The organism is Pseudoalteromonas sp. B160 (assembly GCF_037162485.1).
Classification (GTDB): domain Bacteria; phylum Pseudomonadota; class Gammaproteobacteria; order Enterobacterales; family Alteromonadaceae; genus Pseudoalteromonas; species Pseudoalteromonas rhizosphaerae.
On the sequence record NZ_JARLUX010000001.1, the window covers coordinates 3,038,376 to 3,050,547 of the forward strand.

General features: G+C 35.0%; 14 protein-coding genes. 5 read left to right on the forward strand and 9 right to left on the reverse strand.

Translation table 11 applies throughout. The annotated features are described in order from the left end of the window. The first annotated feature begins 22 nt into the window (after positions 1–22). From fliD to P4S61_RS14205, 5 genes are all read left to right on the forward strand, one after another. Positions 23–1,441, forward strand: a complete 1,419-nt coding sequence (gene fliD / locus P4S61_RS14185; RefSeq protein WP_182734918.1) for a flagellar filament capping protein FliD — start codon at positions 23–25, stop codon at positions 1,439–1,441. 28 nt (positions 1,442–1,469) lie between these two features. After that, positions 1,470–1,898: a flagellar export chaperone FliS gene (fliS, locus tag P4S61_RS14190; RefSeq protein ID WP_149981556.1), complete on the forward strand. Its 429-nt coding sequence runs from the start codon at positions 1,470–1,472 to the stop codon at positions 1,896–1,898. Next, positions 1,888–2,163, forward strand: coding sequence for a hypothetical protein (locus tag P4S61_RS14195; RefSeq protein WP_337118498.1), 276 nt, complete (start codon positions 1,888–1,890; stop codon positions 2,161–2,163). The genes fliS and P4S61_RS14195 overlap by 11 nt, the downstream gene beginning before the upstream one ends. Positions 2,164–2,195: 32 nt before the next feature. Continuing rightward, positions 2,196–3,782 (forward strand): motility associated factor glycosyltransferase family protein, encoded by a 1,587-nt coding sequence (locus tag P4S61_RS14200; RefSeq protein WP_337118499.1) that lies wholly within the window; start codon positions 2,196–2,198, stop codon positions 3,780–3,782. Positions 3,783–3,921: 139 nt separating this feature from the next. After that, positions 3,922–4,314 (forward strand): hypothetical protein, encoded by a 393-nt coding sequence (locus tag P4S61_RS14205; RefSeq protein WP_337118500.1) that lies wholly within the window; start codon positions 3,922–3,924, stop codon positions 4,312–4,314. A gap of 5 nt (positions 4,315–4,319) precedes the next feature. Here P4S61_RS14205 and P4S61_RS14210 read toward each other — a convergent pair whose 3' ends face one another. The 9 genes from P4S61_RS14210 to P4S61_RS14250 all read right to left on the reverse strand — a co-directional run bounded on the left by P4S61_RS14210 (position 4,320) and on the right by P4S61_RS14250 (position 12,169). After that, positions 4,320–5,018 (reverse strand): nucleotidyltransferase family protein, encoded by a 699-nt coding sequence (locus tag P4S61_RS14210; RefSeq protein WP_337118501.1) that lies wholly within the window; start codon positions 5,016–5,018, stop codon positions 4,320–4,322. After that, entirely contained in the window at positions 5,015–5,560 is a 546-nt protein-coding gene (locus P4S61_RS14215) for a PfkB family carbohydrate kinase (RefSeq protein ID WP_337118503.1), read from the reverse strand. Before P4S61_RS14215 ends, P4S61_RS14210 begins: the two co-directional genes overlap by 4 nt. A gap of 89 nt (positions 5,561–5,649) precedes the next feature. Then, a complete protein-coding gene (locus P4S61_RS14220; protein ID WP_337118504.1) occupies positions 5,650–6,462 on the reverse strand; it encodes an adenylyltransferase/cytidyltransferase family protein in 813 nt (270 codons plus the stop codon). Positions 6,463–6,471: 9 nt separating this feature from the next. After that, positions 6,472–7,326 carry a sugar nucleotide-binding protein gene (locus tag P4S61_RS14225; RefSeq protein ID WP_337118505.1) on the reverse strand — a complete coding sequence of 285 codons (855 nt, stop codon included), beginning with the start codon at positions 7,324–7,326 and terminating at the stop codon, positions 6,472–6,474. Next, the gene (locus P4S61_RS14230; RefSeq protein ID WP_149981545.1) at positions 7,323–8,381 is read right to left on the reverse strand and encodes a zinc-binding dehydrogenase; all 1,059 of its coding nucleotides are present in this window, start codon (positions 8,379–8,381) and stop codon (positions 7,323–7,325) included. The genes P4S61_RS14225 and P4S61_RS14230 overlap by 4 nt, the downstream gene beginning before the upstream one ends. 14 nt (positions 8,382–8,395) lie before the next feature. Then, entirely contained in the window at positions 8,396–9,304 is a 909-nt protein-coding gene (locus tag P4S61_RS14235) for a class I SAM-dependent methyltransferase (protein ID WP_337118506.1), read from the reverse strand. 184 nt (positions 9,305–9,488) lie between these two features. Then, positions 9,489–10,196, reverse strand: coding sequence for a hypothetical protein (locus P4S61_RS14240; protein WP_337118507.1), 708 nt, complete (start codon positions 10,194–10,196; stop codon positions 9,489–9,491). Between the two features lie 255 nt (positions 10,197–10,451). Beyond that, positions 10,452–11,117 carry a class I SAM-dependent methyltransferase gene (locus tag P4S61_RS14245; protein ID WP_337118508.1) on the reverse strand — a complete coding sequence of 222 codons (666 nt, stop codon included), beginning with the start codon at positions 11,115–11,117 and terminating at the stop codon, positions 10,452–10,454. Between the two features lie 5 nt (positions 11,118–11,122). Beyond that, positions 11,123–12,169 carry a hypothetical protein gene (locus P4S61_RS14250; RefSeq protein WP_337118509.1) on the reverse strand — a complete coding sequence of 349 codons (1,047 nt, stop codon included), beginning with the start codon at positions 12,167–12,169 and terminating at the stop codon, positions 11,123–11,125. Between the last annotated feature and the right edge of the window lie 3 nt (positions 12,170–12,172).

Sequence of the window (12,172 nt, forward strand, 5' to 3'; positions counted from 1 at the left end):
GAACAGATAGTAGGAGAGAAGTATGCCACTTATAACATCCGCAGGTATTGGATCTGGGCTGGATCTCGAAAGTATCATTACAGCATCTGTTGATGCCGAAAATGTTCCAAAAATGAATGCCTTTGCAAAAAAGGACAAGTCGTTAGAAGTTGAATTATCTTCAATCGGAGAGATCAAGTCTGCGTTATCCAAGCTACAAGACACAATAAAAAAGCTAGCAGATCCTGATAATTTTAATAAACGTATTGCTAATATCACTCAACCAACAAGTGATGACGGTGATCTCGTCTCAGTTACCCCAACAAAAGATATTACGCCTGGTAATTTTAAAATTGAAGTTGTTGCACTTGCTCAAGGCAGTCGTGCAACGTCAAACGATGCCGTACCTCCTTTGTTTACATCTACTGACGATGTGGTCACTGCTTCTGGAGGCACCTTGTCATTTGCTGCTGGAGACAAAAGCTTTGACCTAACTCTTGATGCGGGTGCGACATTAGCTGATTTGCGTGACGCAATTAATGACTCGGATGATAATTTTGGTGTAACAGCAAATATAATAAATACTGGTACTGAGTCAAAGTTGGTTCTTACTTCGAGTGTGAGTGGCGCTGGTAATGACTTGGTAATTACCAATGATAATGCTGAGCTAGACAATGTATCTACAGATGCTAATGGTGGAGCTTCTGGTAGCGGTGGTATTGGTATAACAGCTGGAAATGAAGCAAAAAGTGCAGTTATAAAAGTAGATGGCATAACAATAACAAATGACACCAATACCTTTAAAGATGCTGTACAAGATATGACGATCACCGCTAAACGACAAAGCGTTGATGGAGAGACTGCAAAGTTGGCTGTTAGCTATGACCGTGAGAGCGTTACAACATTAATTGATGAATTTATTGCTAATTATAACAATGCTATAGGGCAGTTAGGTCTGCAATCGAGAGTCGGTAAACCTTTAAATAGCGATGCAACCATTCGTACTTTGAGCTCGCAAATGGTCAATATGCTTTCTACAAATTTAACGGATGCAGGGCCTTTCACAAGTATTTTCGATATTGGCTTGGGTGTTGATAAGAAAGGTTATCTAGAAAAATCAACTTTAGTCCGCAGTTTAAATACAGCAATGGATGAAAATTTTGATGATATCGGAAAGGCTTTTGCTGGTGAAAATGGTGTTGCTAAACAGTTCGAATCTTTTTTAGATAATTACGTAAGTTCAAAAGGCATTTTAAAGCAAAGAGAAGATAATTTAAATACACAGGTCACTGATTTAGAAGATGATGTACTAAAGCATGAATTTAGAATGACCGAATTAGAAAGTAGGCTTAGAAAGCAATATGCGGGTTTAGATGTGTTACTGGCGCAAATGCAATCAACACAACAGTACTTAGGAGCGCAGCTTGCGAGCTTACCTGGATTTACAAGAAACAAATCATAAATTAATTTTGATTTAAAAGGGTTTTAATATGTATAACGCCAAAGTAAAAAATTATCAGAAAGAAGCACTCAAGACCCGTGTTGCGGGTGCTGATCGCTATGAAATAATTCAAATGTTAATGGCGGGTGCGATTGAAAAAATGGTGATGTCTAAAGTTGCTATTGAAAGAAAACATATGGAAGCGAAGGCCGAACATTTATCTAAAGCGACTGCTATTATTGAAGCCTTAAGGGGCTGTTTAGATTTTAAAGTTGGTGGTGAAGTGACTGATAATTTATATGCACTTTATTCTTATATGATAGATCGCTTAGTTGATGCAACAATAAAAAATGATCCTGCAATTGTTGAAGAAGTATCTAATTTATTAAAAGAAATAAAGTCTGCTTGGGATGCTATTCCTCACGACGTTCGAGAAAAAACACTTAGTGAAAATGGTATAGATGCTAATGTCGGCTAGTTTATTGTCTCAGTTAGCCCCAGATTTGTCTGTAATTAATCAATATTTAGCTGAAGGTGATATAGAGTCAGCTCAAAGCAAGTTACTATTAATTGATAGAACATTGAAAGCACTCTTTGCCTCACCTGAGAACCTCAGCGAAAACGATGTGTTATTTTTATCGGATTTTTCAATCAAATTGAATACTACGGTATTAGAAATAAGCCTCAAAAAACAGCAGGCTGCAAAAGAACTTGGTGTTCATATTAATACGCAAAAAAAATAAATGTGTATAAAAATATCAAGTAGGTAACCGACATGATAAAGAATATAGATATTAATAACGAGCTTGAGCACATCTCAGAAAAACTTGAAAAAACTATTAAACATCAAGAAAGAGAGGCTATTTTTGCTACAGAAGCAAATGAGCGATTTGAAAAGAATTGGCAATGTTTCACTCATTATTACCCTGAGATTGTAGCAGCTTTATCTAAGCTGCAACTCCGCGATGATTTTTGTATTCATGTCACGCAAAGTGGTCATGGAAATATTATACCTAAAAATGCATTAGCTCCCCTTTATTCTCAAAACCCTCTCGAGCAGAGCCAGGAGCAGGTTAGGCGTCAGATTGAACATCCTGTTTTTAGCTTAACAGATTATACAGGCTACCCAGATAGCAGTTCTGATAAACGTCTTCATACAGAGTATATGGTTAAGCTTGGTCAGTTTATGCGTAAATTGCGCAAGTATGACGAGAAAAAAATAGCCCAATTACCTTGTCACTTCCCATCGGGAATTATTTTTGGAGTGGGATTAGGCTATCACATACCTGAATTATTAAATCATACTGAGTTTGATTATTTATTTATTATTGAGCCAGATATCGAGCAGTTTTATGCAAGCTTATTTTGTATTGATTGGTTTGATGTTATTAAAAAAATTGATGACCAAGGAAACTGCCTTTTCTTTAATCTGGGAGCAGATAAAAACACGTTTATTCAAGATTTAGAAAATGTAGTTGAAGATATAGGAGCATTTTCCGCTGTAAGAAGCTTTTGTTATCAGCATACACCTGGACGTGAAATTAATGAGTTAATAGCCAACTGGGCTGCGGATTATTTTCGTTTTCAAATGGGGCACGGCTTTTTCAATGATGCAATAACTGGGTTTGCACACTCGATAGCTCATATTGAAAGTAATCAGTCTTTTCTTACAAATAAAGCGAGTTTACCTGCTTCGTTATTAGATATACCTGTATTTATAATTGGCAATGGCCCATCTTTAGATGAAGCTGTTGAATATTTGAAAAATAATCAGAATAAAGGGATTGTTGTAGCTGCAGGATCTGCCATTGTTTCTTTAGAGCGATTGGGGATCCAGGCGGACTTTCATGTACTAGTAGAGAGACCTTATGCAAACTACAAAATAGTCGCTGATTCCTTACCGATCGAAGCGTATAAACGAGTTAATTTACTAGCCGTTAATATGGTCCATCCTAAGACAACCGAGCTATATAAGTGGTCAGGGTTAGCATTAAAAGGGAATGAAGGTGGTACTGATTTCATTAATTTTTTATCATTAAAAAATCGCTCTAAAACACTGCCATTAATTCCATATAGTAATCCACTTGTATCTAATACTGCACTCTCGTTATTTTTAAATTTTGGTTTTAAAAATGTGTATTTATTTGGTGTTGATAATGGAAGCTTACCCACAGGTAAACATCATAGTGATCACAGTTTTTATAAAAAATATAAAGATGATGAAAAAGGAATCAGTTGTGCACCTGTCACGGAAAAAACTTTACCTGGTAATTTAAGTGATAGCTTTGTTTACACTAATGATTTATACAAAGTATCGCATAGCCAAATAGAAAAGCTGTTGGAAATATTTCCTTGCAGTTGATGTATTCAATATTGGTAACGGGGCTAAAATTAAAGGCGCTATTTCATTAGCTGCTGATATATTAATTGATTCAGAAAACAGCTTAGATAAGCCTCCTTTGCTGGAGTTAATCAAGACGCGATATTTTGAAAACCTGAATTTGGATAAATTAAACGATGAAGATTACGAAATACAGCGCTTTATTGATATGTGTGACCATCTGTTAGTTATTAGTAACGAGCATTATACAACAATCAAAGAAGCTGCAGATTTGCTTAAAAGACAGCAACGGTATGTGTATTCATTTAAAAATTCACCATTAGGTCATATTTATCATATGATGAAAGGGTCATTGTTATATTATCACTGCCCACTAATTACATTGCTTTATAGTTATGAAAATGAAGCATTTACATTAGAACAATTTGATGAACTTTTCTCGCTTTGGCAAGATTACATTTTTGATATGAAAAGCTACTTTGAAGAGAATTACAAAAAGCCCTGTGATTTTCTCAATGACGAACAACTTAAAGTGATGAATAAAGGCGTGTAAATTTTTTATATTAGTTTTTGGGCACGCTCATAGCTCTCGGGCGTGCCGATATCTATATACTCATCATCTACGATCCATCCTTGCATTTTTCCAATCATATTAGGCACTATATCTTTACTTAAATCGTAAAAGGTATGTTCTTTTAATTCTTTAAAATACCGCTCATAAACAGAGTCAGAAAAAACAAACAACGCTCCACTTGCTAAGTTTCCTGGTGGGTTACTCACTTTTTCATGGAATTCATGGATAACATTATCAGCATCCATAACGACAATGCCGCATTGAGTTGGTTGATTCGACGTAAATAGTAATAGCGACATATCTACATGAGCAGGTTTAACGTTGTGTGAATTAATAAGGCCGCTTAAATCACTGAGGCAAAAATTATCAGCATGAATAACGATTACTTGTTCATCTTTCCAAAATTGAGCATTGTTTTTTAATGTTCCGCCAGTGCCAAGTAATGCGGTTTCTTTAACGATGGTTATTTTATCTCTATAGGGGGATTGGCTTATGTAGTTTTCTACTTGTTCAGCGAGATAGTGAACGTTTATAAGTATTTCATTTATACCCAAATTAGCTAATTTTTCTAACCAGTAAGATAAAAGAGGGCGGCCAGATATAGGCACTAAACATTTTGGAATCGTATTGGTTAGAGGTTTGAGTCTAGTGCCTAATCCTGCTGCTAATAATATTGCTTTCATAGTTTAAATGACTCCAAAACACGTTGTTGCAGAGTGTTAAAAGACAGTGGCTGGTTTCCGAGTGTATCAACTTGGCAAGCAGCTGCGATACTGGCAATATAAAATGCTTGCCATGGCGTAGCGCCTGAACATAAAGCAAGGCTGCTAGCCGCTAAGAAACAATCACCAGCACCCGCAGGATCAACCGCATTACTGTTAATAGCTGGCAGCATATCATTTTCCCATTGACCGTTTTGATCTGGCAGATGGATAAAAACACCTTCTCCTGCAAGGGTAATAACTAAAAATGTTGGATTTGCCTTTTCGCAAAGTTTTTGCGCTAAAATAGGTAGGCCATCATCAATATTATTCAGAGCAACACGGACTTCTTTTTCTGTTGGTGTAACTAGCATCATATCTTTATAACGCGCGATATCACCAACTTGAGATGATGTTTGACTGTCAGCGACAATACGTACATTATTTTTTTTACATAATAGAATGATTTTTTCGACAAGCGTTTGAGGTAGTAATCCATAATTAAAATCAGAAAATACCAACAAATCAAAATTCTGGATGTTACTTTGAAGTTGGTGGTATAAGTCAGTTTGAATTTCTTTAGATATTTTATGTTGGCGAACTTGGTTTACCCTTAGAAGTGTTTTATTCCGGCTCTGTACCGCGACTTTAATGGTGTAGGACGGCTGCTATCATCTAAAAGTACAGTTTCAATATTGTACTTTTTAATATGACTTTTTACGTACTCAGCCTTATCATCCTTACCAAGTACAGAAAAAAGCTTTACATTTTTTGCTCCAAGCCCTTTTATATGGCCTGCTGTAATTGCAGCCCCGCCTAGAAAAGTATCTGTTCTATCTGGTGTCATTACAATGGTAGGATCTTCTTGAGATAAACCTACAGCCGTACCTTGAATATATTCATCAACGATTATTTCGCCAATTACAGCAACACGGTTTTTACGAAATTGAGAGAATACCGTGTTGATTGATTGATAATCAAACTGATGCCTTGTTGCATAACTTTGACATTTTTTGTAATCAAAGTTATGACCATGGCTTATTGTTCTTGTAATGTATTGTTCGGAATTAGATTCAAACTCACCAGAGCCAAAAATCAACTTTCCCCCATATGTTTTCAGTGCTTTGTATTCAGGGTTTTCTTTTTCTTCAAACTCTTTACCCTTCACAACTGCGTAAGGCTGATAATTTGCAATTAAAGAATTACTGCATAGTTCAGTCAAAAATGCTTCATCCACACACTCAAGTGATTGAACCATTTCAAGGCGATGCAATTCTGATACCCTACTTTTTATTAGCATATTGCTGTCATTATTCACTGCGACTATAAGGTAATCACCGCATTCTTTAGCGAACTTTAGCAACCTAATATGCCCTGGATGGAGTATATCGAAATTGCCGATGACTAAAACCGTTTTTCTTTTCACTTTATGACCTTAATTTTCTTGGCAGTAATCGTTTATGGTATCTTCAATAGATTGATATAGTAAAGTATTGCTTAGAGGATTATACGCTTCAAGGGTTCCATATTTATTTGGAGTAACACCTTTTGAGAGTGCACTTACAGGTGTGATTAAAGATGAGTTTAAGTCTAATTTACTCGCAAGCATTCTTAAAAAAACATAATAGCTTAGATCTGATTTTCCACTAATTTGAAAAATCCCTTTCTTTTTATTTTGGATGATCAGTTTTAACAGTGTTGAAAAAAATTGAATTGATATTGGTGCAAAGTAATGGTCATTGAATGCATTAAACACCTGCTTTTTGTTAAGAGATTCGATCATGCTTTCAATTAAAGAGTATGGGCGATGAATAATTTTAGATGGTCTAATAATACTCGCATTAAAATTATTTTCGACGATATAGTTTTCAACCTGAAGCTTTTGCTGTCCATAATTTGAGCAGGGTGATTTAATCCCATCCCATACACTGTAAGCTGATTTACAATCAAACACATGATTAGTAGATATAAAAACAACAAAACAGCCGAGTTTATTCACTTTTTCAAGTAATAATTTAGTTCGCTGTACATTTACGAGTAGGGTAAGTTCAGGCTGCAGTTCGCATTGTTTAATGGATGTTATACTGGCAAGGATAATTACTGTGTTGATATTGTGTTCAATAACTGCTGCTTCAACTATGTTAAAACTGTCTAGTTGCAGTAAATCAAAGTAAATAGCTTCGCAATTCTCTTTTCTAGAGGTATAAAAGTAATCGGGATTTTCATCACGTAGATAACGACCAACAACAGAATCACCGCCAATTATTAATGTTGGGTTATCTATATTCATGAGTTATTAATTGGATCTAATTGTGGGTTGATAGAAATTAATGCGCGAGTTATTTTTCGTTCATCGAGGTCGTTCAGCGCATTATTTATGTCATCTAATGAATAGCTAGCTGAGAGTAGTTTATCAAGAGGTAGATTATGCTCTTTGTATAAATTTACTAGTTTGGGTATATCAGAGTCTGGGTTCGAATTACCACCCCAGCTACCAGATATCTTTTTTCCACGATGAAAGGCGTGTGGCTCTAAGCTTATCTTTTCACCTTCTTTAGGGTGAGAGGCAAAAATACATTCACCTCCTTGCTCTTTTGTTACTTCAAAAGCAGCTTCTATGGAACGACATGTCCCCCCCGCCTCAACGGTATAATCACATCCGCCCGAAGTTAACTCTTTAATTTCTTCTAAGTAAGTTGGTGAATTTGCATTAAAGCAGTGAGTGGCACCTAAGGCTTTAGCCAACTCAAGCTTTTCAGGCTCAATATCAACAGCAATCAGTTTATTTGGTTTGAATAATGTTGTTGTGATCAGTGCACTTAGGCCAATGCCGCCTAGACCGAATATGGCAATATTAGTGTCTTCTTTGGGCTTTAGTTGATTTAAAACTAGCCCGGCACCTGTTGGTAACGCACAGCCCAGCAGTATAGCAAGCTGTAATGGCATACCTTCTGGAAGCTTAACGACTCTATTTTCAGAAACAATGGATTCTTCAGAGAATGTAGTTACGCTACCAGCATTAATTTTAATGTCGTTGTATGTATAAATACCACCTGGGGCATCTATTCCTTCCCCCTTTATCCAACCAAGCACAACAATATCACCAATCGCGACCTTACTTACTTGCGGACCAATTTCTTTTACTTTTGCGACAGCTTCGTGACCTAATAAATGAGGTAAGTATTTATCTTCACCTCTAAGCCCTTTGGCTTCCATTAGTTGTGAGTGGCATAACCCAGTATAGATGATATCTACTTTTATTTGCCCTCTTATGAGTGTAGGAGCAACGAGGTTATCTATCACTCTTAAAGGCTCTCCTGTTTTAAATAACACTGCAGCTTTCATTTATGTATTTCCATTTAGTAAATATAATTATTTTGCGGAAGTCGATTTTTTATTTGCTCAACTTGTGACAAGGGGTAAGGTAGAAAGATTGGAGATGTATGAAGCTCACTCGCATCTTGTATAGTTTTATTTGCCATAACCTTGCCTATTTTTAAAGGATCTTCATCGACCCAGCCAAGAAATTTTTCACCTAAAAAATGAGCACAAAAGCTCGCTGCTGGACCCGTCCCTAAGATGTGGCAGGCTGGTAATTTTTTCAGCTGCTGTATTTTTAGATTAAATGATTCTAAAAGTGGCAGCTCATTTTTTATTGGGCTTGTCGCTTGTTTTGGGAAGGCATGGGTGTTTGATACTAAAACAGTAATTTCTTTATTTAATTGTTTGATAGGAAAGAATACGTTTTTAAAATGCTGATCAAGTAGTGTTTTTAATGTATGTTTTGTGAAATGTGAAACATGATCATAAATAGAAAAGTCCCATTCATTCTCAGCAATATTAGGCACTTGAATTACGGCTATGCCATTATTAGACAATAAGGCATTAATACTATCTAAAAATTGAGGTGGTGAGGTAATATGCTCTAAAACATGAATCAATGTAATTATATCAAAACGATGATCTATCTTACTTAAGTCGCCTTTAAAAAAAGAGGCAAGGTTATATTTCTGAGTTAAGTTTAACTGGTAATCACCCGATACATCATGTGCACTTTTAGTCCAGTTTGAATAACGCTGTGAAACAGCCTCTAACATTACACCGCTGCCAGTACCTATATCAATAAATTGAGCATTTGCGTGAGGCAAAAATTCCTCTGATATTTTTAGTATTTCACTACAACGAGTAAATGGGATATCTGCAAGTAAAATTAAGCTGCTCTTTACCATTTTGAACTGAGTAAGGTCGATAGTGAGTGTAGATTTCATTTATGTTATTTAAATAATGAGCGTCTATATTCTTTTGGTAATGCTGGCAATGTTGGCATTGGAAAATATCAGCAGTAAAACTTACGCTTCGACAATCAGATGCAATTGGTTTATTAATATGTAACATATCCACACTTGAGGATATTTTATTATTACAAATGATACATTTCACAAGCTATAATCCTTAAAGAATATCTTCTAATATTTTTGTTTGAAAATGCGTTTCAATTAAATAACATTCTATTTTTGCTATGGTGTTTTCTTCATCTAAAATATGTGCTTTATCCGCAAATTCCCTTCTTTTATATATTTCTGAAATAAAGACATTACCAATAATAAAACACCATTTAATTCTAGTCATTTGAAAAGCGCTTATAAATTCTCTTTTGTTTTTAGTTAAAAAACCAAATAACGGCAACTCTTTAATAATGCTTATTTTATCAATAGGCACAGGGATTTGAGGTTGAGAGAAAAAATCGGCTGTAAGTTTCCAAAGTGAGTCGATGCCAGCATACTCAAAATCATAAAAATAAAGCTCATTGTGATCAATTAAAATATTATGAAAACCGAAATCTGAAGGCGATAAGTAATTGCAGTCAAGCGACATTTGTCCATTAAGTTGACGGTTGTCTTTTTGTACTTTATAAAAAAAAGGCATTATTTTATTTTCAACTAAACTTAAAAAAGCTGATGAAATAACCTCTTGCTTTTGAATTATTGAAAAACGATTGGTAACAAGTAATTCAAAGTCAGCTAGTTTTTTTACTGCATCTTTTGCATTTATTATCTGTAATTGTTGCTGCTGAGAGTTACAATTAACAATAAAACTAAATGCACTTTTTATATTTTGTTCTGTTGGTTGAGTTACTTTCTCACCAGGTAGTTTTGACATAAGTAAATAACCCAATTCAATATCGCAGGCAATTGGTGTAGCTGTGTTATTTTTTTATATTGGGTTAGTGCCTTTAAAAATGAAAATTCTCGCTCACATTTAGCTTTATAATCATTGTTCTTAGTAAAAAATTGCTTAAATATATACTCATTCTCACTATCTCTAACATTAAACACACGACTATTTGCACCGCCTGAAATTTCATTTATATGACAGGGAGCTTTTAAATGCTTATATAAAAAATCGTTCATTTAATTATTTAACACACAAAGCAAGTAAATAGTGTGCCATAGGATAAAAGCCTGTATGGACAACTTCATCATTCATAGAAAATAAAAACACATGCTTAAAATGCTTATCACATAGCGCTTTAAATTCATGGCCAGATTTACAATTGATATGGCCTGCTTTACTTGCTGGTGATGCATATTGTTGAGATTCTAACGATGGCATACCTAAAATGACAACCCCGTCATTGTTGAGCGATAGTTTTATATTATTGATAAATGTATCTTCAAATTTTGCAGGAATATGTTCAAGTACATCTAAGGAATAGGCCGAATCAAATGTGCTCTTAAATGGCTTCTCTAAAATATCATGTACAACAGGGATTAATGGCCATTTAACAGAGTTACGTTTAATAATATCTTCGATAAAACGAGGCTCTATATCGGCAACGGTTAGTTCCTTAACTTCTTGTCTGACGACACGACTACCAAATGCATCACCACAACCAATCTCCACCGTTTTTTTATGTCCAGAGAGCATCTTTGATACAAATTTATATCGTGAAAGCATAATACCGAGGCGTCTTGGATCTAGATCCCACGTTCCATTACTCATTAGTCCCAACTTTGATTGCTCTGTTTCGTCTAAAAAGTCATGGTAGTCTTCTATATAAGTTGGTTCTTGGTTATCCATAATAATTACTCATTTGTTGAAATTGAGGTAAATGCACCAAATTGCTCTGGCATATAATTGATCGTTTTAAGGATGGCTGTATGTAATTCGCCTCTACAGACTGTTATATCGGCATCAACATTTCTATCTGTTAGGTTTTTATTTTTATTCGATACAGTTAATGAAAACGTCTCGAAAGCATAGGGTTTTTCAAAATCTAATTTTTCTGTGATATCTTCATATTGCAGAGGGTATTCCCATTTTAAAAAACGTTGGCGAGCAATTTTTTCTAATCGAATTAAGTCATATTCATCAACATAAGAGCGATACTTTCTATTATTGTTTAATGTTTTTTCAAGATTAAAGCCTGTAGTATCCCCGATGATCCCTTGCCAATTTTGACCATGATTAATCGTCTCAGCAAGTAAAATATCATGCCATCCTATTTGTAAAAATGAGGTAACCAGTTGAAGTGTTTGTTGAGGGGTTGCATGGAGTTGTTCTAACTTTATCGCTAGGCTCTTACTGTTTTCACATCCAGTTAGATCGCTTCCAGCATATAAGAAATGTCTAAAGCATGACTCAACCGTAGATCTCCCTAACGATATTTCATAGTCAGGTAACTTTTGCAAGTCATTGCAATGAGCAAGAGACATCCTAATAAAAGACGCGATAGGATCTCTTACTGAATGGCAAACTAATAAGTGATTGAACTCGTCATACATTTTCCTCATTACAGTATAATTAGGAGTATGTAATTGATAAAAAATAACTTTTTTATCTGAAGTGTTAATGCCTAGAAGCTGATAGATAATAATATGAATAGCTATAAATCGAATGTTGAATGCTTTAGGCTTATTTTCTAACTCTAAAATAAGCGCTTCTTTAAACTTTTCCTTATCTAAATTTAGTAACCCTGTTTGCGTTCTAGCCATATTATTATTAAAGTTAATATACTGGTTACTAACACATTGAGAGTAACTTTCAACAAATAGATTGTTAAAGTCTAAGATGAATTGTTCGGTAAATTCTTTATTTTCAAGATCCGCTGTATTAAAAATATGCTGAGCCAAGTT

What these genes read in the sequence shown, in the direction of transcription:
- fliD (WP_182734918.1), top strand. Translation starts at nt 23, where the DNA reads ATGCCACTTATAACATCCGCAGGTATTGGATCTGGGCTGGATCTCGAA.
- fliS (WP_149981556.1), top strand. Translation starts at nt 1,470, where the DNA reads ATGTATAACGCCAAAGTAAAAAATTATCAGAAAGAAGCACTCAAGACC.
- P4S61_RS14195 (WP_337118498.1), top strand. Translation starts at nt 1,888, where the DNA reads ATGTCGGCTAGTTTATTGTCTCAGTTAGCCCCAGATTTGTCTGTAATT.
- P4S61_RS14200 (WP_337118499.1), top strand. Translation starts at nt 2,196, where the DNA reads ATGATAAAGAATATAGATATTAATAACGAGCTTGAGCACATCTCAGAA.
- P4S61_RS14210 (WP_337118501.1), bottom strand. Translation starts at nt 5,018, where the DNA reads ATGAAAGCAATATTATTAGCAGCAGGATTAGGCACTAGACTCAAACCT.
- P4S61_RS14225 (WP_337118505.1), bottom strand. Translation starts at nt 7,326, where the DNA reads ATGAATATAGATAACCCAACATTAATAATTGGCGGTGATTCTGTTGTT.
- P4S61_RS14230 (WP_149981545.1), bottom strand. Translation starts at nt 8,381, where the DNA reads ATGAAAGCTGCAGTGTTATTTAAAACAGGAGAGCCTTTAAGAGTGATA.
- P4S61_RS14235 (WP_337118506.1), bottom strand. Translation starts at nt 9,304, where the DNA reads ATGAAATCTACACTCACTATCGACCTTACTCAGTTCAAAATGGTAAAG.
- P4S61_RS14240 (WP_337118507.1), bottom strand. Translation starts at nt 10,196, where the DNA reads ATGTCAAAACTACCTGGTGAGAAAGTAACTCAACCAACAGAACAAAAT.
- P4S61_RS14245 (WP_337118508.1), bottom strand. Translation starts at nt 11,117, where the DNA reads ATGGATAACCAAGAACCAACTTATATAGAAGACTACCATGACTTTTTA.